Source organism: Enterobacter cloacae complex sp. SHL001, from assembly GCF_049236825.1.
GTDB lineage: Bacteria > Pseudomonadota > Gammaproteobacteria > Enterobacterales > Enterobacteriaceae > Enterobacter > Enterobacter hormaechei_C.
The window spans coordinates 910229-931197 of sequence record NZ_JBMKIP010000001.1 but is presented as its reverse complement, the minus strand read 5'-3'; the positions used below and the strand labels follow the sequence as shown (position 1 = coordinate 931197).

At 61.3% G+C, this 20969-nt stretch carries 17 protein-coding genes and 1 pseudogene; 12 read left to right on the top strand and 6 right to left on the bottom strand.

Annotated elements, in window-relative coordinates; genetic code table 11:
• Positions 1-71: 71 nt before the first annotated feature.
• The 6 genes and pseudogenes from ACOTYH_RS04575 to ACOTYH_RS04550 all read left to right on the top strand — a co-directional run.
• Positions 72-395: pseudogene (locus tag ACOTYH_RS04575) on the top strand (type II toxin-antitoxin system RelE/ParE family toxin); the annotation flags it as partial.
• A 65-nt stretch (positions 396-460) separates the two neighbouring features.
• A complete protein-coding gene (gene nadS / locus ACOTYH_RS04570; protein ID WP_421637582.1) occupies positions 461-745 on the top strand; it encodes a NadS family protein in 285 nt (94 codons plus the stop codon).
• Positions 746-948: 203 nt separating this feature from the next.
• Positions 949-1860, top strand: a complete 912-nt coding sequence (locus tag ACOTYH_RS04565; RefSeq protein ID WP_062938168.1) for a metal ABC transporter substrate-binding protein — start codon at positions 949-951, stop codon at positions 1858-1860.
• A gap of 2 nt (positions 1861-1862) precedes the next feature.
• The gene (sitB, locus tag ACOTYH_RS04560; RefSeq protein ID WP_421637581.1) at positions 1863-2669 is read left to right on the top strand and encodes an iron/manganese ABC transporter ATP-binding protein SitB; all 807 of its coding nucleotides are present in this window, start codon (positions 1863-1865) and stop codon (positions 2667-2669) included.
• On the top strand, positions 2666-3517 hold the full coding sequence (gene sitC / locus ACOTYH_RS04555) for an iron/manganese ABC transporter permease subunit SitC (protein WP_023296090.1): 852 nt from the start codon (positions 2666-2668) through the stop codon (positions 3515-3517). Before sitB ends, sitC begins: the two co-directional genes overlap by 4 nt.
• On the top strand, positions 3511-4350 hold the full coding sequence (locus tag ACOTYH_RS04550) for a metal ABC transporter permease (protein WP_023303259.1): 840 nt from the start codon (positions 3511-3513) through the stop codon (positions 4348-4350). Before sitC ends, ACOTYH_RS04550 begins: the two co-directional genes overlap by 7 nt.
• On the opposite strand, the gene entD is transcribed toward ACOTYH_RS04550, so the two are convergent.
• A complete protein-coding gene (gene entD / locus ACOTYH_RS04545; RefSeq protein WP_039271382.1) occupies positions 4286-4975 on the bottom strand; it encodes an enterobactin synthase subunit EntD in 690 nt (229 codons plus the stop codon). The genes ACOTYH_RS04550 and entD overlap by 65 nt on opposite strands.
• 81 nt (positions 4976-5056) lie before the next feature.
• Positions 5057-7306 (bottom strand): TonB-dependent siderophore receptor, encoded by a 2250-nt coding sequence (locus ACOTYH_RS04540; RefSeq protein WP_017382520.1) that lies wholly within the window; start codon positions 7304-7306, stop codon positions 5057-5059.
• Between the two features lie 146 nt (positions 7307-7452).
• Here ACOTYH_RS04540 and fes point away from each other — a divergent pair, with 146 nt between their 5' ends.
• Genes fes through entF form a run of 3 tightly spaced genes read left to right on the top strand, consistent with a single transcriptional unit; the run spans position 7453 to position 12729 of the window.
• The gene (gene fes / locus ACOTYH_RS04535) at positions 7453-8652 is read left to right on the top strand and encodes an enterochelin esterase (RefSeq protein WP_058689222.1); all 1200 of its coding nucleotides are present in this window, start codon (positions 7453-7455) and stop codon (positions 8650-8652) included.
• Between the two features lie 10 nt (positions 8653-8662).
• The gene (locus ACOTYH_RS04530) at positions 8663-8875 is read left to right on the top strand and encodes an MbtH family protein (protein ID WP_015571182.1); all 213 of its coding nucleotides are present in this window, start codon (positions 8663-8665) and stop codon (positions 8873-8875) included.
• Positions 8872-12729, top strand: a complete 3858-nt coding sequence (gene entF / locus ACOTYH_RS04525; protein ID WP_421637580.1) for an enterobactin non-ribosomal peptide synthetase EntF — start codon at positions 8872-8874, stop codon at positions 12727-12729. The genes ACOTYH_RS04530 and entF overlap by 4 nt, the downstream gene beginning before the upstream one ends.
• 89 nt (positions 12730-12818) lie before the next feature.
• On the opposite strand, the gene fepC is transcribed toward entF, so the two are convergent.
• The 3 genes from fepC to fepD are packed head-to-tail and all read right to left on the bottom strand — an operon-like array spanning position 12819 to position 15609.
• Positions 12819-13619 carry an iron-enterobactin ABC transporter ATP-binding protein gene (fepC, locus tag ACOTYH_RS04520; RefSeq protein WP_333072686.1) on the bottom strand — a complete coding sequence of 267 codons (801 nt, stop codon included), beginning with the start codon at positions 13617-13619 and terminating at the stop codon, positions 12819-12821.
• Positions 13616-14605, bottom strand: coding sequence for an iron-enterobactin ABC transporter permease (gene fepG, locus ACOTYH_RS04515; RefSeq protein ID WP_072203935.1), 990 nt, complete (start codon positions 14603-14605; stop codon positions 13616-13618). The genes fepC and fepG overlap by 4 nt, the downstream gene beginning before the upstream one ends.
• Complete coding sequence (gene fepD / locus ACOTYH_RS04510) at positions 14605-15609, bottom strand: Fe(3+)-siderophore ABC transporter permease (protein ID WP_017382515.1); 1005 nt, start codon at positions 15607-15609, stop codon at positions 14605-14607. Before fepD ends, fepG begins: the two co-directional genes overlap by 1 nt.
• 109 nt (positions 15610-15718) lie before the next feature.
• Between fepD and entS the strand changes: the two genes are divergently transcribed.
• Complete coding sequence (gene entS / locus ACOTYH_RS04505; RefSeq protein WP_023296096.1) at positions 15719-16945, top strand: enterobactin transporter EntS; 1227 nt, start codon at positions 15719-15721, stop codon at positions 16943-16945.
• Between the two features lie 77 nt (positions 16946-17022).
• Here entS and fepB read toward each other — a convergent pair whose 3' ends face one another.
• The gene (gene fepB, locus ACOTYH_RS04500) at positions 17023-17982 is read right to left on the bottom strand and encodes a Fe2+-enterobactin ABC transporter substrate-binding protein (RefSeq protein ID WP_421637579.1); all 960 of its coding nucleotides are present in this window, start codon (positions 17980-17982) and stop codon (positions 17023-17025) included.
• 187 nt (positions 17983-18169) lie between these two features.
• Between fepB and entC the strand changes: the two genes are divergently transcribed.
• The gene (gene entC, locus ACOTYH_RS04495; protein WP_421637578.1) at positions 18170-19345 is read left to right on the top strand and encodes an isochorismate synthase EntC; all 1176 of its coding nucleotides are present in this window, start codon (positions 18170-18172) and stop codon (positions 19343-19345) included.
• Between the two features lie 9 nt (positions 19346-19354).
• On the top strand, positions 19355-20965 hold the full coding sequence (gene entE, locus ACOTYH_RS04490; protein ID WP_017382511.1) for a (2,3-dihydroxybenzoyl)adenylate synthase EntE: 1611 nt from the start codon (positions 19355-19357) through the stop codon (positions 20963-20965).
• The last annotated feature ends 4 nt before the right edge of the window (positions 20966-20969 follow it).

Sequence of the window (20969 nt, the reverse complement as noted above, 5' to 3'; positions counted from 1 at the left end):
AGTAACAATGTAGCAAGAGCCTGATCCTGATGTATTCAGGCTTTTTGCTGCGATTAGGGAAGGAATTATGGATGAGTCACGCGATAGAGTTTATCGAAACATCACTCTTTACCCGGCAGATTAAAAGCATTGCTACGGATGATGAATTAAAGGATCTGCAAAAGGAACTCATTGCCTGGCCTGATAAAGGCGACCTGATACAACAGACGGGTGGGTTACGTAAAATAAGGATGGCGGCAGGTTCAAAGGGAAAGAGAGGCGGTGCCAGAGTGATTTACTTTTTGGCCACGGAGGAGGTGATCTATTTCATCATGGCCTATCTAAAAAGCACTAGGGACAGCCTGACTGAGACAGAGAAAGCTGAACTTAAAAAACTAACTTCTGTTCTGAAAAATAGTGCTTCCTGTGCCGTAAATGGTAGGTGTACTATGTACCCTATTCAGGCCGGAGGAGGCAGACAATGAGTATATTTGATGAATTAAAATCTTCGCTTGAAGAAGCCGTTGAGATCCACAGCGGAAAGAAAACAGCTTCCAGAGTAACCCGCTATGAAGTTGCAGATGTTCGCGCAATCAGAGAACAGCTCAATATTACCCAATGCGAAATGGCGAAGGCGCTTGGCACGAGCGTTGACACGATAAAAAGCTGGGAGTCCAAACGTCGCAACCCAACCGGGATGGCGGCGAAGGTACTTAACGTGATTCGGGAGAATCCTGCATTTTATAAGGCCCTTGCCGGGCAGTAGGCAGCCCTCTTGCCGGGTGGCGCTGCGCTTACCCGGCCTACAAATCTGCTTTACCGTAGGCCTGATAAGCGAAGCGTCATCAGGCACGCCCTTCATTGATACAACTTTAATGATAATTATTTTCATTTAAACATAGCCTGTGCTATACCTTATAGCACAGGCTAATTTTGCTTTGAATTTAATCACCTCAGGAGACTTCTGCGATGCATCCACGGCAAGGATTGAAGCGTCTGTTGCTCGGCGCGCTGCTCATGACCGCGACCACTACCGGCGCGCTGGCGGCTGAAAAGTTCCAGGTCATCACCACTTTTACCGTTATCGCTGATATGGCGAAAAACGTGGCGGGGGATGCCGCTGAGGTCACCTCCATCACCAAACCGGGCGCGGAAATTCACGAATACCAGCCCACCCCGGGCGATATCAAACGCGCGCAGAAGGCACAGCTGATCCTGGCGAACGGCATGAATCTGGAGCTGTGGTTCCAGCGCTTTTATCAGCATCTGAACGGCGTGCCGGAGGTGATTGTCACCAAAGGCATCACCCCGATGGGCATCAGCGAAGGGCCCTATAACGGCAAGCCCAATCCGCACGCGTGGATGTCGCCGGATAACGCCCTGATTTACGTCGATAACATCCGCGACGCGCTGGTGAAGTACGATCCGGCCAACGCACAGACCTATCAGCGCAATGCGGAAGCCTACAAGCAGAAGATCACCGCCACTCTCGAACCGCTGCGCAAGCAGGTCGCGGAGATACCTGAAGACAAACGCTGGATGGTAACCAGCGAAGGGGCGTTCTCCTATCTGGCGCGGGATTTGGGCCTGAAGGAGCTTTACCTGTGGCCGATCAACGCCGATCAGCAGGGCACGCCGCAGCAGGTGCGCAAGGTTATCGACATGGTGAAAAAACATCACATTCCGGCGGTGTTTAGCGAAAGTACGGTCTCTGATAAGCCCGCCCGTCAGGTGGCGCGGGAAACCGACACCCACTACGGCGGCGTGCTGTACGTCGACTCTCTGAGCGCGGAAAACGGCCCGGTGCCGACCTATATCGATCTGCTGAACGTCACCACCCGCACGCTGGTGCAGGGCATCCACGACGGGATGAAGGAGTAACCATGCAGAAGGGGATTGTTGTAACCGACGTGACCGTGACCTACCGCAACGGCCACACGGCGCTGCGCGACGCATCGTTCAGCGTGCCGGGCGGATCGATTGCCGCCCTGGTGGGGGTGAACGGTTCCGGCAAGTCCACGCTGTTTAAGGCGGTGATGGGGTTTGTGCGGGCGGCGAGCGGCACTATCTCTATTCTGGGGCTGCCGCCTCACCGGGCGCTGCGTCAGAACCTGGTCGCCTACGTGCCGCAGTCGGAAGAGGTCGACTGGTCGTTTCCGGTGCTCGTCGAGGACGTGGTGATGATGGGCCGCTACGGGCATATGGGGTTTCTGCGTCGTCCCAAAGAATGCGATAAGCAGATCGTCACCGACGCCCTGAAGCGTGTAGATATGCTCGAGCTGCGCCATCGGCAGATTGGCGAGCTGTCCGGCGGGCAGAAGAAGCGCGTGTTTCTGGCCCGTGCGATTGCCCAGCAGGGCGAGGTGATCCTTCTCGACGAGCCGTTTACCGGCGTGGACGTCAAAACCGAAGCCAGGATCATCAGCCTGCTGCGGGAGCTGCGCGACGAGGGTAAAACGATGCTGGCCTCGACCCATAACCTGGGCTCGGTCACGGAATTCTGCGATTACACGGTGATGGTCAAAGGCACCGTGCTGGCGAGCGGCCCGACGGAAACCACCTTTACCGCCGAGAATCTCGAGCGCGCCTTTAGCGGCGTGCTGCGCCACGTGGTGCTCAGCGGCTCGGAAGATCGCATTATTACCGACGACGAACGCCCCTTCGTCACGCACCGTCAGGAGGCCAAATGAACGTGCTTCTCGAACCCTTCGGCTACGAGTACATGCTCAACGCGATGTGGGTCTCGGCGATGGTGGGCGGGCTATGCGCGTTTCTCTCCTGCTATCTGATGCTCAAAGGCTGGTCGCTGATCGGCGATGCGCTGTCGCACTCCATCGTGCCGGGCGTAGCGGGGGCCTACATGCTCGGGCTGCCGTTCTCGCTGGGGGCGTTTTTATCGGGCGGACTGGCGGCGGGCAGCATGCTGTTTCTCAACCAGCGCAGCCGCCTGAAGGAGGACGCCATTATAGGGCTGATCTTCTCCTCGTTTTTCGGGCTGGGGCTGTTTATGGTCTCGCTCAACCCGACCTCGGTGAACATTCAGACCATCGTCCTCGGCAATATTCTGGCTATCGCCCCGGAAGATATCGTCCAGCTGGCGATTATCGGCGTGGTGTCGATAGTTATCCTGCTGTTCAAATGGAAAGATCTGATGGTGACCTTTTTTGATGAGAACCACGCCCGCGCCATCGGCCTGCGTCCTGAACGCCTGAAAATTCTCTTCTTCACGCTGCTGGCGGTCTCTACCGTGGCGGCGCTGCAAACCGTCGGCGCATTTCTGGTGATCTGTCTGGTGGTCACGCCCGGCGCGACCGCGTGGCTGCTGACCGACCGCTTCCCGCGCCTGCTGATGATTGCGGTCGCCATTGGCAGCATCACCAGCTTCCTCGGCGCGTGGGCCAGCTATTACCTGGACGGCGCCACCGGCGGCATTATCGTGGTCGCCCAGACGCTGCTGTTCCTGATGGCGTTCGTCTTTGCGCCGAAGCACGGGCTGCTTGCCAGCCGCCGTCGGGCGCGGGAGGCACACCCATGTTGACGCTGCTTCTCGAACCGTTCCAGTTTGCGTTTATGAACAACGCGCTGCTGATTTCACTCATGGTGGCCGTGCCCTGCGCGCTGCTGTCGGTTTTTCTGGTGCTGAAAGGCTGGGCGCTGATGGGCGACGCCATGAGCCACGCGGTGTTTCCCGGCGTCGTGCTGGCCTGGATGATGGGCCTGCCGCTGGCGCTGGGCGCGTTCGTGGCCGGTCTTTTCTGCGCGGTCGCCACCGGATATCTGAAGGATAACAGTCGCATCAAACAGGATACGGTCATGGGGATCGTCTTTTCCGGCATGTTCGGCGCCGGGCTGATCCTCTATATCGCCGTCAAACCTGAGGTGCATCTCGACCACATTCTGTTCGGCGATATGCTGGGTATTAACGGGATGGACATTCTGCAAAGCGGTCTCGTCGCGGGGCTGATTGCGCTGGTGATTGGCCTGAAGTGGCGCGATTTTCTGCTGTTCTGCTTTGACTATCAGCAGGCGCAGGCGAGTGGCTTGCGCACCCGCTGGCTGCACTACGGCTTACTGTGCATGGTTTCGCTGACCATCGTTGCGACGCTGAAAGCGGTGGGGATCATTCTGTCGATTTCCCTGCTGATTGCGCCCGGCGCCGTGGCGGTGCTGATTACCCGACGCTTTCACATGGCGCTGCTGGTGGCGGTCGCCGTTTCAGCGCTGGTGTCGGTAAGCGGCGTTTATGCCTCGTTTTATCTCGACAGCGCGCCTGCGCCGACCATTGTGGTCCTGTTCGCGATGGTGTTTATCGTGACGTTTGTGGTGACCAGCGTGAAGGCTCGTCGCCAGGAGCGTGTGACAGCAGGGTGATGACCTGTTCGCCGTGCTGCTGCCAGTGCAGGCGGAAGGCGGTGCCTTCTTCAAAGCCTGCCAGTTGACGGGTCAACGCCAGCGTGAGCGTCTTGTCGTCGAGCTTGGTAACGCGGGCGCAGTCAAAACCCATCCAGGCCTGTACCTGCGGAAAGAGGGCCTTAAACAGGCTCTCTTTGGCGCTGAAGACCAGCGTCAGGGCGAGGGCGAACGGGTACCCCTGGCGGGAAAGCACAGGTTCTTCCTGCGTATCAATAATGCCGTCTTTGATTTCCCTGGCTTCGTTTTCGAAGAGGATCGTTTCACAATCGATGCCGATAAGCGCCGGGTATTGCGTGACGACGGCTATCGCCTGCGTGCCGCTGTGGGTGATGCTGCCGGAAATACCTTGCGGCCAGAGCGGTTCCCCGCTGGGGCCGATGGCGGGCATGGTGTGGTCAGGTAAGGCGTGCGCGGCGGCGATGCGGCCTGCCAGGTGGTCGGCCTTGCGTTTGCGTCCGGCGTCAGCGAGCTGGGCGTGGTGGGGGAGCCAGAGGAGATCGGCGTCGGTAAAGGTGGCGGGGTCGAAAGTGATGCGGTGGAGGGTGTGGCCGGCGAGAGAAAATGTGCTGTGGGTGGTGTGCATGGTTTTCCCTTCAGTATTGTGCGGCCTGATGCCCTCACCCCAGCCCTCTCCCATGGGGAGAGGGGGAAGTCACTGCCTTTATCAGAACCTCGTATTCACGCTCATATACCAGGTACGGCCCGGTTCATTATACGTATACGCGCCCGCACCGTACATATACGCGCCGGTGGTGGTATTACCCGTGGTCTGGGCGTTACCCGCACGCCACTGGCGCTTGTCGAAGACGTTGTCCACGCCGCCGGTCAGGCTGACGTTTTTGGTCACGTCCCAGGTCGCGCTCAGGCCCACGATGCTGTACGGGCTGACTTCGTCTTTTTCAGACCCGGTCACCGGCTGACCTTTGTAGTTGTACTTCTTCGGCTGCTGCTTGCCGTACCAGGTGAAGGTCGACTGGAGCGATACGTCCTGATGCACCTGCCAGCTCAGGGTAGAGTTCAGCGTATACTCCGGGATGATCGACAGACGATCGCCGGTCTCCTTGTTCTTGCTTTGCAGCATGTAGGTGATGTTATTGGTCCAGTTGATGGTATCGCTGACCGGCACGTTCAGGGAGCCTTCCAGACCTTCTACTACCGCCTTCGGCACGTTTTCCCACTGGTAGATATCGGTGGTGACTTTGCCGGTGGACGTCTGGCCAATCGGCGCATAGCCCGCTTCAATCTTGTTGCGGTAGTCGTTGCGGAACCAGGTCACGCCCGCCAGCCAGCCGTCGCGTTTCCACTCCAGGCCAATCTCTTTGTTGATGCTGGTTTCCGCTTTCAGATCGTCGTTACCCATCATGTAGCAGCCCACGCCGTCGGAACTGGCGTAGCAGCCCTGGCCTTTACTGTACAGCAGGTAGTTCGGGTTGGTCTGATACAGGCTTGGCGCTTTATAGGCGCGCGCGATGCCCATCTTCAGGGTGAAGTCATCCCCCAGACCCTGCGACAGGTTCAGGGACGGGCTCCAGTTATTACCCACAATGGTGTGGTGGTCGAAGCGCAGGGCAGGGGTCAGCATGGTGCTGTCGGTCAGCTCCATGTTGTTTTCGGCAAACAGGGAGAAGATCTCCGCTGAAGTGTACGGGCTACGGTCTTCGCTCATGCCCGGAATGGTGCCGCCCTGCTGGGTTTGCGTGAAGGAGGTCGAGTCCTTCATGCGCTGCTGGTTCCACTCGGTGCCGAGCGTCAGGTTCTGGTTCACAATGAAATCAATCGGCAGGTTGATTTCGCTGTGCAGCATCACGTCGGCCAGGTCGGTATCGGTGAATTTATTGCTGTTGAACAGGCCTTCCAGACCGCCCGCCAGGCCTTCGCCCAGACGCGAGTTGCGGGTGTGCTCGTACTGCGCCCAGTTGCTGGTGGTAATGCCGTTATCCCAGCCGCCGTTCCAGGTCACCGCGAAGTTCTGACGATAGATACGGTTAGTCTCTTTACCGTAGTTCTTCTTCACCAGCCCGCTTGAGCTGTTGTCGTTGTTGGTATTCTGGGTATCGCCCGCGTAAAGGTTGTTCTGGCGGCTGTATCCCGCCTCAAACTCCAGGGACTGCATAGGCGCAAAATCCCAGCGCACCACGCCGTTGATGTCTTTATTCTCGACCCCTTCACGGCCTGCCGGCAGCGTGTCGGCATATGCGCCGGTACGGTCAGACTGATGGCCCTGGTTAATGTCCCAGGCGTCGGCCTGGGTTTTATCCAGGTTACCGTACATGCGGAAGCTGAAATCCCCGCCCAGCGGGCCGCTCAGGCTGAAGTTAGTGCGTTTGGTGGAACCTTCGTCTTTATGCTCTGGCGCATTCAGGTAGGTGTTCCAGGAGCCGTGCCACTGGTCGTCAAATTTTTTGGTGATGATGTTCACCACGCCGCCCGCCGCACCGTTACCGTAGCGGGCAGCAGCCGGGCCACGGATCACTTCGATGCGCTCGATCATCTCCGGCGGGACCCAGCCGGTATCGCCGCGGGTATCACGCTCGCCGCGCCAGCCCAGACGGATGGAGTTGCGGCTGGTGACCGGCTTGCCGTCGATCAGGATCAGGGTGTTTTCCGGGCCCATGCCGCGAATGTCAATCTGACGGTTATTCCCGCGCTGGCCGCTGGTGGAGTTGCCGGTCAGGTTAACGCCCGGCATGGTGCGGATGATTTCCGCCACGTCGCGCGCGGGCGGGTTTTTGCGGATCTCGTCGGCGGTGATGGTCGACACGCCCGGCGCCTGCAAATTCTGCTCGGCGGCGGTGATCACCATGGTGTCTTCATGCTGCGCGGAGGCGGTGTTGTCGTCTGCCATGACGGGCAGCGCGACACCATAAATCCCTAAATTGACCAGCAAGGCCAGAGAGTGAATCTTCTTATTCATTGTACGTCCCGCTTTTATGGTTATTTAATGAGCGCGCTTCCCACAGCGCGGGCATTACGCTATTGCAAATGCAAATGGTTATCAATAATATTATCAATAAAATTTGCTCTGAAACAAAAAAGACTGTTAAACATGGGGTTATAAGGGTGACGGCGTTAACAACCGGAAGTGAAGCGTGGTGGCAGGCGAAAGACGGGCCGGAACGGGAACGTCATCAGGAAAACTATCGCGTGACATTCTGGTGGCGGGACCCGGCGGGAACGCAGAAAACGTCGACGGTTAAACGCGTCTGGCTCTACGTCACCGGTGTGACCGATCACCATCAAAATGCCCGTCCGCAGTCCCTTGAACGTATCCCGGATACCGACGTCTGGCAGTGGCAGGGCGAGTTCAGCCCCGAATGGCGCGGCAGCTACTGTTTTATCCCCTCCGACAATGAAAACGATTTTGCCAGCGCAGTGTTTGAAGGCGATCAGCCGGACCGCATGGCGCTGCGCGAAGGCTGGCGCAAACTGTTGCCGCACGCGGTGTCCGACCCGCTGAATGCCCAGAGCTGGCGCGGCGGGCGCGGGCACGCCGTCTCGGCGCTGGAGATGCCGGAGGCGCCCGTACAGCCCGGCTGGAACCATCCCGATACCCCTTACAAAAAGCCTGTCTGCATTGAGTGGCACAGCGCGCGTCTGAAGAACCGTCGCCGCGTGTGGATTTTTACCACCGGGGATGAAAGCCCCGAGCGCCCGCTGGCGGTGCTGCTCGACGGGCAGTTCTGGGCCGAAAGCATGCCCGTCTGGCCTGCGCTGGCGTCGCTCACCCTTGAAGGCAAACTGCCGCCTGCGGTCTATGTCTTAATCGACGTGATTGACACCGCACACCGCAGCCGCGAGCTGCCGTGTAACCCTGATTTCTGGCTGGCGGTGCAGGACGAACTTCTCCCGCAGGTGAAAAGCATGGTCCCGTTCAGCGACCGCGCCGACCATACCGTGGTGGCGGGTCAGAGCTTCGGCGGGCTCTCTTCCCTCTATGCGGGCCTCAACTGGCCGCAGCGTTTTGGCTGCATCCTCAGCCAGTCCGGATCCTACTGGTGGCCGCACCGCGGCGCGCAGCAGGACGGGCTGCTCATCGAACAACTCAAAGCGGGTGACAAAACCGCTCGCGGGCTGCGCATCGTCCTTGAGGCCGGGCGCAACGAGCCGCTTATTTTGCGCGCAAACCAGGCGATCCTCGCCGAACTACACACTCAGCAACCGGTTTTCTGGCGTCAGGTTGACGGCGGACACGATGCGCTTTGCTGGCGCGGTGGGCTGACGCAGGGGCTGATGACCCTCTGGCAGCCGCTTATTCAATAACGGAGTCTGTATGGAATTCAGCAATCCTTTCGATAATCCGCAGGGACAGTTCGCCATTTTGCAAAATGACCAGGGGCAGTACAGCCTGTGGCCGCAGCAGTGCGAGTTGCCCGCGGGCTGGCGCGTGGTCTGCGAACCGCAATCTCAGGAGGCGTGCCAGCAGTGGCTGGCGGAACAGTGGCAGACGCTTGAGCCGTCATGTTTTGCGGGGGAGCGCGCATGAACCGTCTCCCTCTTGTCGCCGCCCAGCCGGGGATCTGGATGGCAGAGCAGCTTTCCTCCCTGCCAAACGCCTGGAGCGTCGCGCACTACACCGAGCTGAAAGGCGCTATCGATGCGCCATTGCTGGCAAAAGCCATCGCTGAAGGCATGATGCAGGCCGACACCCTGCGGATGCGTTTTGCCGAAGATAACGGTGAGGTGTGGCAGTGGATCGATGAGGCCATGCTCCTGCCGGAGCCGTCCATCGTGCGCGTTGACTCCCACGACGCCGCCGTGGCGCTGATGGAGGCCGATCTCAACCAGAACCTGCGCGTCGACAGCGGTCAGCCGCTGGCGTTTCACCAGCTGATCCAGGTGGGAGAAAGCCACTGGTACTGGTATCAGCGGTATCATCATCTGGTGGTAGATGGTTTCAGCTTCCCGGCTATTACCCGTCAGATCGCCGCCATTTACGCTGCGTGGCAGAAAGGTGAATCCACGCCGGCCTCGCCGTTCACCCCGTTCGCCGAGGTGGTGGAGGAGTATCAGCGCTATCGCGACAGCGAGGCGTATCAGCGCGACGGTGCTTTCTGGGCCGAACAACGCAAACAGCTTCCTTCTCCGGTCTCGCTCTCTTCCGCGCCGCTGCCGGGACGCGCCGCCACCACCGATATCCTGCGCCTGAAAATTGCGATGGACGGCCGTGCGTTCAGCCAGCTTGCACAGAAGGCAGGCCAGGCGCAGCGTACCGATCTGGCCCTTGCGCTGGTGGCGCTGTGGCTGGGCCGCCTGACCGGACGGCTGGACTACGCCGCCGGGTTTATTTTTATGCGCCGCATGGGTTCCGCGGCGCTCACTGCGACCGGACCGGTGCTCAACGTCCTGCCGCTGGCGGTGAATATTCGCCCGCAGGAGAGCCTGCCGGAACTGGCGCTGCGCCTGGCGAACCAGCTGAAAAAGATGCGCCGCCATCAGCGTTACGACGCCGAGCAGATCGTGCGCGACAGCGGACGTGCCGCAGGCGACGAAGCCCTTTTTGGTCCGGTGCTGAACGTCAAGGTGTTCGATTATCAGCTGAATATCGACGGCGTGGAGGCCATTACCCACACGCTGGCAACAGGCCCGGTGAACGATCTGGAGCTGGCGCTGTTCCCGGACGAGCAGGGCGGACTGAGCATTGAGATCCTCGCCAACGGGCAGCGTTACGACGAGGCGACGCTGAAGGGGCACGCGGCGCGCCTGAACGCAATGCTGACACAGTTTGCCGCCAATCCGGACCTGCGCTGTGGCGACGTGGAAACCGTATCAGAGCAGGAATACGCCCGGCTGGCGCGCATCAACGATACCGGGCTGGCGCTGCCGTCCACCACGCTGGCGGATCTGGTGGCGGAGCAGGCGAGCAAAACGCCGGACGCCCCCGCGCTGGCGGATGCCCATACTGAACTGAACTACCGCCAGATGCGCGAGCAGGTGGTCGCGCTGGCAAACCTGCTGCGCGCGCGCGGCGTGAAGCCGGGCGACAGCGTGGCGGTGGCGCTCCCGCGCTCGGTGTTCCTGACCCTGGCGCTGCACGGGATTGTTGAAGCAGGCGCCGCCTGGCTGCCGCTGGATACCGGTTACCCGGATGACCGTCTGCGGATGATGCTGGAGGACGCGAAGCCGTCGCTGCTCATTACCACCGACGAGCAGCTTCCGCGCTTTAACGATCTGCCGATCGCCACCTTTAGTTACAACACACTATTACCGGTCACCGATGCTGAACCTCTGCGCCTGGCGAAGCCGGAGCAGACCGCGTACATCATCTTTACCTCCGGTTCGACGGGGCGTCCAAAAGGGGTGATGGTCGGCCATACCGCCATCGTTAACCGCCTGAAGTGGATGCAGGATCATTATCCACTGGCGGCGCATGACGTGGTGGCGCAGAAAACGCCGTGCAGCTTTGACGTGTCGGTGTGGGAGTTCTGGTGGCCGTTTATCGCCGGGGCGAAGCTGGTGATGGCCGAGCCGGACGCGCACCGCGATCCGCAGGCAATGCAGAGTTTCTTCGCGCAGTACGGCGTGACCACCACCCACTTCGTGCCGTCGATGCTGGCGGCGTTCGTCGCCTCGCTGACGCCGGAAAACGTCGACTGTTGCAGGACGCTGAAGCAGGTGTTCTGTAGCGGCGAGGCGTTGCCGACTGCGCTGTGTCGCGAGTGGGAACAGCTCACCCATGCGCCGCTGCACAACCTCTATGGCCCGACCGAAGCGGCGGTGGATGTCAGCTGGTATCCGGCGTACGGCCCCGAGCTGGCGGCGGTGGAAGGCAACAGCGTGCCGATCGGCTTCCCGGTGTGGAATACGGGGCTGCGCATTCTGGACGCGATGATGCGCCCGGTGCCGTTCGGCGTGGCGGGGGATCTGTATCTCACCGGCATTCAGCTGGCGCAGGGGTATCTGGGACGCCCCGACCTTACCGCCAGCCGCTTTATCGCCGATCCGTTTGCCCCCAGCGAGCGAATGTACCGCACCGGGGACGTTGCCCGCTGGCTGGACAACGGCGCGGTGGAATATCTGGGCCGCAGCGACGATCAGCTGAAAATCCGCGGCCAGCGCATCGAGCTGGGCGAAATCGACCGGGCGATGCTCGCGCTGCCGGATGTGGCCCAGGCGGTGGCGCACGCCTGCGTGTTCAACCAGGCGGCTGCCACGGGCGGCGATGCCCGCCAGCTGGTGGGATACGTTGTCTCTGAATCCGGCTTACCGCTGGATCGCGACGCGCTGCTTACCTCACTCAAAGCCCAGCTGCCGCCGCATATGGTGCCGGTGGTGCTGCTGCAAATCAGCGCGCTGCCGTTAAGCGCCAACGGCAAGCTGGATCGCAAGGCGCTGCCGCTGCCGGAGCTGACCAGCAAAACTTCCGGTCGCGCGCCCGAGACGCAAACTGAAGTCACCGTGGCGCAGGCGTTTTCTGCCCTGCTGGGCTGCGCGGTGAACGATATCGAGGCCGATTTCTTTGCCCTCGGCGGCCACTCGCTGCTGGCGATGCGCCTTGCGGCTCAGCTCAGCCGTGCGTTCAGCCGCAAGGTCACACCGGGGCAGATTATGGTCGCCTCGACGGTGAGCAAGCTTAGCGCCCTGCTGGACTCGCAGATGAGCGACGAGCAGGCGCAGCGTCTGGGGTATGAAACCGTTCTCCCGCTGCGTGAAAGCAACGGCCCCACGCTGTTCTGCTTCCATCCGGCGTCCGGCTTTGCCTGGCAGTTTAGCGTCCTGGCGCGCTACCTCAGCCCGCGCTGGTCAATCGTCGGCATTCAGTCTCCCCGGCCTGAGGGGCCGATGCAGCAGTGTGCGGATCTCGATGCGGTGATCGAACATCATCTGAACACGTTGCGTAAGCAACAGCCGCAGGGGCCGTATTATCTGTTCGGCTATTCCCTCGGCGGCACGCTGGCGCAGGGCATTGCGGCGCGTCTGCGCGAGCAGGGTGAAGACGTAGCGTTCCTCGGCCTGCTGGATACCTGGCCACCGGAAACCCAGAACTGGGCGGAGAAAGAGGCCAACGGCCTCGATCCGGAGGTGCTGGCGGAAATTGAGCGCGAACGCCAGGCGTTTATCGCTGCCCAGCAGGGGCAGGGCTCCAGCGAGTTGTTTAACGCCATTGAAGGCAACTATGCGGACGCGGTGCGGCTGCTCACCACGGCACATAGCGCGCGGTTTGACGGTAAAGCGACGCTGTTTGTCGCCGAGCGAACGCGAACCCTGGATCCGCAGGCCGCGTGGGCGCCGTGGGTGGGTGAGCTGGAGGTGTACAGCCAGGACTGCGCCCACGTGGATATTATTTCACCGCAGGCGTTTGAAAAGATTGGGCCGGTACTGAAGGAAATTTTGGGGTAACGTTTAAAGCCCCTCACCCTAACCCTCTCCCACGGGGAGAGGGGATGGTTTGCTCCCTCTCCCTGTGGGAGAGGGCCGGGGTGAGGGCATCAGACCGCACGCTTGCCCAACGGCACCACCAACGGCGTACCCGCCACCGGATCGTCAATAATCATGCAGCGCATGCCGTAGATCCGCGCGATCAGATCCGGCGTCACAATCTCTTTCGGCGCGCCCTGCGCCACAATCTCGCCGTCGCGCAGCGCAATCAAATGCGTAGCGTAGCGGCACGCCTGGTTTAAATCGTGCAGCACCGCTGCCAGGGTGTAGCCCTGCGTGCGGTTCAGTTCGCTCAGCAGCTCCAGCAGGTCAATCTGATGGCTGATATCCAGCCAGGTCGTCGGCTCGTCCAGCAGCATGATGGAGGTCTCCTGCGCCAGCACCATCGCGATCCACGCGCGCTGGCGCTGTCCGCCGGAGAGGGTATCGACGCTTTGCTGGGCCAGATCGGTGATGCCCGTCGCCTGCATCGCGCGCTTCACGGCCTCGTCGTCCTCCTTGCGCCAGCGGGTAAACAGCGGCTGGTGCGGATAGCGCCCGCGGGAGACCAGCTCCTGCACGGTAATATCCCCCGGCGTGGTGGCGTTTTGCGCCAGCAGCCCAATTCGGCGCGCCACCTCTTTGCTGGCGAAGCGATGGATCTGCTCCCCGTCGAGGAACACGCTGCCCTCAACCGGCGACATCAGGCGGCTCAGCGTGCGCAGCAATGTCGATTTGCCGCAGCCGTTTGGCCCGATGATGGCGGTGAAGTGGCCGTCCGGAATGGCAACGGATAAGTCCCGGGCAATGATTTTTTTACCGTAGCCGAGGGTCAAGTTTTCGCCGCGCAAGCGGGGTGTTGAATCTGTCATTTCTTGCGTGACTCCTGAACGAGCAAGACGATGAGGTAAATCCCGCCGAGGCTGACGGTCACCACGCCCACCGGCAGTTGATAAGGCGTAAACAGCTGCTGAGCGCAGAGATCGGCGGCCAGCAGTAATACTGCGCCGCACAGCGCTGCCTGGGTTAATCCCCAGCGCGCGGTGCCGCTAAGTCGCCGCGCGATATGCGGCGCGACAAGGGCAATAAACGAGATCGGCCCGGCGATGGCGGTAGACGCTGCGGTCAGCAAGACCGCCACCAGCATCAGCATCAGGCGCGAGCGCTCTACGCTCACGCCCAGCGCGCAGGCGCTGTCGTCGCCCATCTCCAGCAGCCGCATGCGCCTGACCAGCAGCAACGCGCCAATAAACATCAGGATAATCAGCGGCGCGGCGGGCCAGGTTTTTCCCCACGTCAGACCGTTGAGGGAACCGGCGTACCACAGCCCGGCGGAGAGTGCGGTTTCCAGCGACGCCTGTAGCAGAAGCCAGGTGTTAAACGCCATCAGCATCGCGCGGATGCCGATCCCGATGATGATCAGGCGGAAGGTGTCGATGCCGTTGCGCCAGGCCAGGGCCCAGATAAGCAGGGAGGTGAGAATGCCGCCCGCCATCGCCGTAAAGGTAATGGCCATGAGATGCTGCCCGAACAGCACCATCGCCACCAGCACGCCGCTCCACGCGCCGGTATTCAGGCCCATCACGTCCGGGCTGCCGAGGGGGTTACGCATAAGCGACTGGAATATCGCGCCGCTGACGCCAAGCGCCGCGCCAACCAGGATCGCCATCGCCACGCGCGGCAGTCGCCATTCGGTGACCACCATGGTGATGTTACGCGGCGCGCTGCCGGTGAGAGCGTGAAAGACCTGCGCGAAATCAAGCGTTACGGCACCGCTTTGCAGGCTCCAGACCGCCAGCAGCAGACTGGCGACGACCAGCAGGGCGACGCTGGTGAGTAATCGACGGGACGGGGCCATCATGCGCCACCCCCGCGTCTGCGTCGTACCAGGAAGATCAGCACCGGCGCGCCGATAAAGGCGCTGACCACCGAGACGCGCAATTCACCCGGCACCAGCAGGCGGCCCAGTACGTCGGCAAACAGCAGCAGGGCAGGGGTCGCCAGCAGCGTGACCGGCAGTGACCAGCGGTGATCCGCCCCCACCAGCCAGCGCGCCATGTGCGGCATCATCAGGCCGATGAAGGCAATCGGCCCGACGACGGCGGTCGCGCTGCCGCACAGCACGGTGATGACAAGCAGGCCCGTCAGCTGCGTGCGCGCCACGCGGTTGCCGAGGGCGGTCGCGGTGTCGCTGCCGAGGCTCAGGCTGTTGAGCGCCCGGCTTAAACACAGCGCTACGGCGGCAGAGATAAACACCGGGAATGCCACCACTTTCAGGGTATCAAGGGTACGGATATCCAGCGAACCGGCCTGCCAGAAGCGCAGCTGGTCATACACGTCCGGGTTGAGCAGGGCGATGCCGTTCGATAAGCCTTCCAGCACCGCCGCGAGCGCCACGCCCGCCAGTGTCAGACGTACCGGGCTGAGCTGTCCGCCGCCCTGGCTGCCGGTAAAGGCCACCACCAGCGAGGCGGCCAGCGCGCCGCAGAAGGCCATCACCAGCTGTTCAGACGGAGAGGTGAAACCAAACAGCGCCGCGCCGAGCACAATGGCGAAACTGGCACCAGAGTTCACGCCGAGAATGCCAGGGTCCGCCAGCGGGTTGCGGGTGAGGGTTTGCATCAGGGCACCGGCAAGCCCGAGTGCGCCACCGGCCAGCAGGCCGGCAAGGGTGCGGGGCAGGCGGGCGTCGAGCACGATAATGCAGTCGGCGCTCTGGCAGGTACCGGAGAGCGCATCGACAATAACGGACGCGGGCAGCGGCTTCGCGCCAACCAGCAAACTGAGTGCAATCGCAAGGATCAACAGCAGCAATAAAACGGGCACGGCTACGGCGCGCACCGCGGAAGAGGAAAACGACATAGCAACGTCCATGATGTGATAATGATAGTAATTATCGTTATCTATCTTATTTGGCTATGTTAGCATGTGCGCCCATGGAAATGGTAGACCGATACCTCAAGGCCTTGTCATGAATCAAAAATCCTGGCTGCTCAACCTCAGCCTGCTGAAAACGCACCCGGCGTTTCGAGCGGTTTTTATCGCCCGCTTTATCTCCATTTTATCCCTCGGCCTGCTCGGGGTCGCCGTGCCGGTACAGATCCAGACCATGACCCACTCCAGCTGGCTGGTGGGGTTATCCGTCACCTTAACCGGCGGGGCGATGTTTATCGGCCTGATGGTGGGCGGCGTACTGGCGGACCGCTACGAGCGTAAAAAACTGATCCTGCTGGCGCGCGGCACCTGCGGGGTGGGCTTTGTCGGGCTGTGTCTGAACGCAATGCTGCCGGAGCCGTCGCTGATGGCGATTTATGCCCTGGGCCTGTGGGACGGCTTTTTTGCCTCGTTAGGCGTGACGGCGCTGCTGGCGGCCACGCCCGCGCTGGTCGGGCGCGAGAACCTGATGCAGGCGGGGGCGATCACCATGCTCACCGTGCGTCTGGGATCGGTGATTTCGCCGATGTTCGGCGGCCTGCTTCTGGCGACCGGCAACGTGGCGTGGAACTACGGCCTTGCCGCGGCGGGAACCTTTATCACCACACTGACGCTGCTGCGTCTGCCGCTCCTGCCACCGCCGCCGCAGCCGCGCGAGCATCCGCTGAAGTCCCTGATGGCCGCGATTCGTTTTCTGTTCAGCAACCCGCTGATTGGCGGCATTGCGCTGCTCGGCGGCCTGCTGACGATGGCGAGCGCCGTGCGCGTGTTGTACCCGGCGCTGGCGGGCGAGTGGCAGATGAGCGCCTCAGAGATTGGCGTGCTGTACGCCGCCATTCCGCTCGGCGCCGCGTGCGGGGCGCTGACCAGCGGAAACCTGGCGCAGAGCGCGAGACCGGGGTTAATCATGCTGGTGGCGACGCTGGCCTCGTTTATCGCGATTGGTTTCTTCAGCCTGATGCCGGTGTGGGCACTGGGGGTGATGTGTCTGGTGATTTTTGGCTGGCTGAGCGCGGTCAGCTCTCTTTTACAGTACACCCTGATCCAGACCCAGACGCCGGAAGGGATGCTCGGGCGCATTAACGGCCTGTGGACGGCGCAGAACGTCACGGGCGATGCGATTGGCGCAGCGATCCTCGGCGGGCTGGGGGCGATAATGACCCCGGTGGCGTCGGCGAGCAGCAGCGGGTTTGTGTTAGCCGTGGTTGGCGTAATTTTATTGGCGGTTTTGGTGGAGTTGCGTCGGTTCAGGCAGAACCTGTAGGTCGGGTAAGGCGTAGCCGCCACCCGACAAAACGCCCGGTGGCGCTGCGCTTACCGGGCCTAAGGGAAACGTGCCACTTATTTAAAAATTGAATTCAAACGCTGCAACACCAACAACGCGCTGTAATAATCCAGGCGGAACGTCTCCGTTCCCAGCGCCCAGACACGCTTGTTCTTGACCGACGGCAGATGCGCCAGCAGCGGATTGGCGTAAATCGCGTCCACGTCTTTCTGGTCGCCGGCAAACACGAACAGCCCTTCGCCGTTCAGCCCCGTCGCCAGGTTTTCCCCGCCCAGCTGAATAATGTCGTGACGCTTGCCCTGGCTTTGCGAGGTGTGCAATCCATCAGGTAACGCTGCCAGCGTGAAGCCCAGCTGGTGCAGCAGCTTGCCCTGAGCCGAGTCTGTCGTCCACAGGTTCGCCGTGTGCGCCGCGGCGGTGTAGACGATGGCGTTCACCGGCTGCGGCGGCAGCTTCATCTGCTGCTTCACCTGGGCGAGCTGTTCATCGAAGGCAGCGATGCGCTCTGCGGCCTGTGTTTCCTGCCCGGTGATCGTCCCCAGCTGGGTCAGCAGTTCCTGCCAGCTTTTGTCGTCGTAGTTAATGATAAGCGTCGGGGCTATGGCGGAAAGCTGATCGTAGAGTGCCAGAGCGGAATCCCCGCCGGTGGCGCTGATCAAAATCAGGTCCGGCATCTGGGCCGCGACCGCTTCGGCGCTCGGCTCGCCGATGTACAGCCGGGCAACCTTACGCTGTTTCGCGATATCGCCCCACTGACGTAAAAAGCCCTGTGCATCCGCCACGCGGTTGTTTGGCGTGGTGGCTCCGCTGGCAATAACCGGGGCGTCAATGGCCAGCAGGGAGCCGGTTAGGGTCACGCTGGTGGAGACAATGCGCGTCGGTTTGCTCTCAAGCGTATGAACGCCGCGGCTGTCTGTGACCTGACGCGGCCAGTAGGCGGCCGTCGCTGAGGTTAGTCCTAAAACAAAAAGTCCTGTTAAAAGAAAGGCATTACGGCAAACGGCAGGGAGTTTCACAGAGCGGCATCCTGTTTTTGTTGAAGTTAATGCTTCTCATTTTCATGATTGCGGGGAAGGTATGCAAGCGTTAGTCGCACAAGTTGTTTGCTCTGCGGTTGACACCAGGGCGATGTGGGATTAGGTTAGCCGACGAAAATATAAATGATAATCATTATTACTGCTTTTATCATTTTAGGAGGATGATATGGATACGTCATTGGCTGAGGACCTTCAGCACACCGCGACCACGCTGCAATCAGACAGCTTTTTCTTTATGTCGCCCTATCGCAGTTTTACCACGTCAGGCTGTTTTGCCCGTTTTTCTGAACCCGCCGTCGGCGGTGACGATCCGGCGGGCCCCTTTCAGCAGAAATTAGCTCAGGCTTTCCAGAATGCGAAAAACAGCGGCATTGCCCATCCGGTGATGGTAGGGGCGATCCCCTTCGATACCCGCAAACCGTCATCGCTGTTTATTCCGCAACGCTGGCAAACCTTCTCTCGCCCGGCGCGTCAGCAGTCCGCACGCTACGCCTCCGGCGCGCAGACGCTGAACGTGCAACAACGCACCGAGATCCCGCCGCAGCCGGTTTTCGAGGAGATGGTCGCCCGCGCCGCGTCGCTCACCGCCACGCCGCAGGTGAATAAGGTGGTGCTGTCGCGCCTGATTGATATCGCCACCGACAAACAGATTGATAGCAGCGCGCTGATGGAGCGTCTTATCGCCCAGAACCCGGCGAGCTTTAACTTCCACGTACCGCTGGAAGACGGCGGCGTGCTGCTGGGCGCCAGCCCGGAACTGCTGCTGCGTAAAGAGGGCGCGCACTTTAGCTCGCTGCCGCTGGCGGGCTCTGCGCGCCGTCAGCCGGACGATGTGCTGGATCGCGAAGCGGGCACTAAGCTGCTGGCCTCCGAAAAAGACCGTCACGAGCACGACCTGGTAACGCAGGCGATGAAAACCATTCTGGAACCGCGCAGCCATCATCTGAACATGCCGGCTTCCCCGCAGCTCATCACCACCCCGACGCTGTGGCATCTGGCGACGCCGGTAGAAGGTGACGCGCGTGAAAACGAGAACGCCCTGACGCTGGCCTGCCTGCTGCACCCGACGCCAGCGCTGAGCGGCTTTCCGCATCAGGCGGCAAAAGAGCTGATTGCCGAGCTGGAGCCGTTCGATCGTGAGCTGTTCGGCGGCATCGTCGGCTGGTGCGACAGCGAAGGTAACGGCGAGTGGGTGGTAACTATCCGCTGCGCGCGGCTGCATCAAAATACCGTTCGCCTGTTTGCCGGCGCGGGCATTGTGCCTGCTTCCTCCCCGGTGGGCGAGTGGCGCGAGACGGGCGTGAAGCTCTCCACCATGCTCAACGTGTTTGGTTTGCACTAAGGAATACTCATGACCATCCCTTTTACCCGCTGGCCTGAGGATTTTGCCCGCCGCTACCGTGAAAAAGGCTACTGGCAGGATCTGCCGCTGACCCACATCCTGACGGACCATGCGGACAACGATGCGGTCGCGATAATTGACGGCGATCGCCGCATCACCTACCGCGCGTTTAATCAGGCGGTGACGAATCTGGCGTCTGTCCTTCAGGCGCAGGGGCTGCATCGCGGTGAGACAGCGCTGGTGCAGCTCGGCAACGTGGCCGAGTTCTACATCACCTTCTTCGCGCTGCTGCAAATCGGCGTCGCACCGGTCAACGCGCTCTTTAGCCATCAGCGCAGCGAACTCAACGCCTACGCGGAGCAGATCAAACCCGCCGTGCTGATTGCCGACCGCGACCACACGCTGTTCGCGGGTGATGATTTTCTCAATACCTTTGTGGATGCGCATCGCTCGGTACGCGTTGTGCTGCTACGCGGCGATAAGGGCGAACACGCGCTGGAGGCGGCGATTGCACGCCCGGCGGACAATTTCATCCCGAACCCGACGCCCGCCGACGAAGTGGCGTTCTTCCAGCTCTCCGGCGGCAGCACCGGCACGCCGAAGCTGATCCCGCGTACGCACAACGACTACGACTACAGCATCCGTCGCAGCAACGAAATCTGCGGTATCACTGCGCACACCCGCTATCTGAACGCGCTTCCCGCGGCGCATAACTACGCCATGAGCTCGCCGGGATCGTTAGGCGTTTTCACGGCGGGCGGCTGCGTGGTGCTGGCTAACGATCCGAGCGCCACGCTCTGCTTCCCGCTGATTGAGCAGCATCAGATAAACGTCACCTCACTGGTGCCGCCCGCGGTCAGCCTGTGGTTGCAGGCGATTGCCGACGGCGCGGGGAACGCCCAGCTGAAATCCCTCGAACTGCTCCAGGTAGGCGGCGCACGTCTCTCCGCCACGCTTGCGGCGCGTATTCCGGCGGAAATTGGCTGCCAGCTTCAGCAGGTGTTTGGCATGGCGGAAGGGCTGGTGAACTACACCGCCCTCGACGATGCGCCGGAGCGCATCATCAATACCCAGGGCCGCCCGATGTGCCCGGACGATGAAGTGTGGGTGGCGGACGAGGACGGCAACCCGCTGCCGCGCGGGGAAGTCGGGCGTCTGATGACGCGCGGCCCTTACACCTTCCGCGGCTATTTCAATAGCCCGGAACACAACGCCAGCGCCTTTGATGCCAACGGTTTCTACTGCTCGGGCGATCTGATCGCCATTGATGAGCAGGGTTACATCACCGTGCAGGGGCGCGAGAAAGATCAGATCAACCGCGGTGGCGAGAAGATCGCCGCCGAAGAGATCGAAAACCTGCTGCTGCGCCACGACGCGGTGATCCACGCCGCGCTGGTGAGCATGGAGGACAGCCTGCTGGGCGAAAAAAGCTGCGCGTACCTGGTGGTGAAACAGCCCCTGCGCGCGGTGGAGGTGCGCCGCTTCCTGCGCGAGCAGGGCGTCGCCGAATTTAAGCTGCCGGACCGCGTGGAGAGCGTGGATGCGCTTCCGCTCACGCCGGTCGGCAAAGTTGATAAGAAACAGTTGCGCCTGTGGCTTGCTGAACGCGCCCGGGGCTGAGGAA

Coding starts and splice junctions, on each gene's coding strand:
- ACOTYH_RS04540 (WP_017382520.1), bottom strand. CDS start 7,306: ATGAATAAGAAGATTCACTCTCTGGCCTTGCTGGTCAATTTAGGGATT.
- entF (WP_421637580.1), top strand. CDS start 8,872: ATGAACCGTCTCCCTCTTGTCGCCGCCCAGCCGGGGATCTGGATGGCA.
- fepC (WP_333072686.1), bottom strand. CDS start 13,619: ATGACAGATTCAACACCCCGCTTGCGCGGCGAAAACTTGACCCTCGGC.
- ACOTYH_RS04550 (WP_023303259.1), top strand. CDS start 3,511: ATGTTGACGCTGCTTCTCGAACCGTTCCAGTTTGCGTTTATGAACAAC.
- nadS (WP_421637582.1), top strand. CDS start 461: ATGAGTATATTTGATGAATTAAAATCTTCGCTTGAAGAAGCCGTTGAG.
- entE (WP_017382511.1), top strand. CDS start 19,355: ATGACCATCCCTTTTACCCGCTGGCCTGAGGATTTTGCCCGCCGCTAC.
- sitC (WP_023296090.1), top strand. CDS start 2,666: ATGAACGTGCTTCTCGAACCCTTCGGCTACGAGTACATGCTCAACGCG.
- entD (WP_039271382.1), bottom strand. CDS start 4,975: ATGCACACCACCCACAGCACATTTTCTCTCGCCGGCCACACCCTCCAC.
- entC (WP_421637578.1), top strand. CDS start 18,170: ATGGATACGTCATTGGCTGAGGACCTTCAGCACACCGCGACCACGCTG.
- ACOTYH_RS04565 (WP_062938168.1), top strand. CDS start 949: ATGCATCCACGGCAAGGATTGAAGCGTCTGTTGCTCGGCGCGCTGCTC.
- fepD (WP_017382515.1), bottom strand. CDS start 15,609: ATGTCGTTTTCCTCTTCCGCGGTGCGCGCCGTAGCCGTGCCCGTTTTA.
- fepG (WP_072203935.1), bottom strand. CDS start 14,605: ATGGCCCCGTCCCGTCGATTACTCACCAGCGTCGCCCTGCTGGTCGTC.
- sitB (WP_421637581.1), top strand. CDS start 1,863: ATGCAGAAGGGGATTGTTGTAACCGACGTGACCGTGACCTACCGCAAC.
- ACOTYH_RS04530 (WP_015571182.1), top strand. CDS start 8,663: ATGGAATTCAGCAATCCTTTCGATAATCCGCAGGGACAGTTCGCCATT.
- entS (WP_023296096.1), top strand. CDS start 15,719: ATGAATCAAAAATCCTGGCTGCTCAACCTCAGCCTGCTGAAAACGCAC.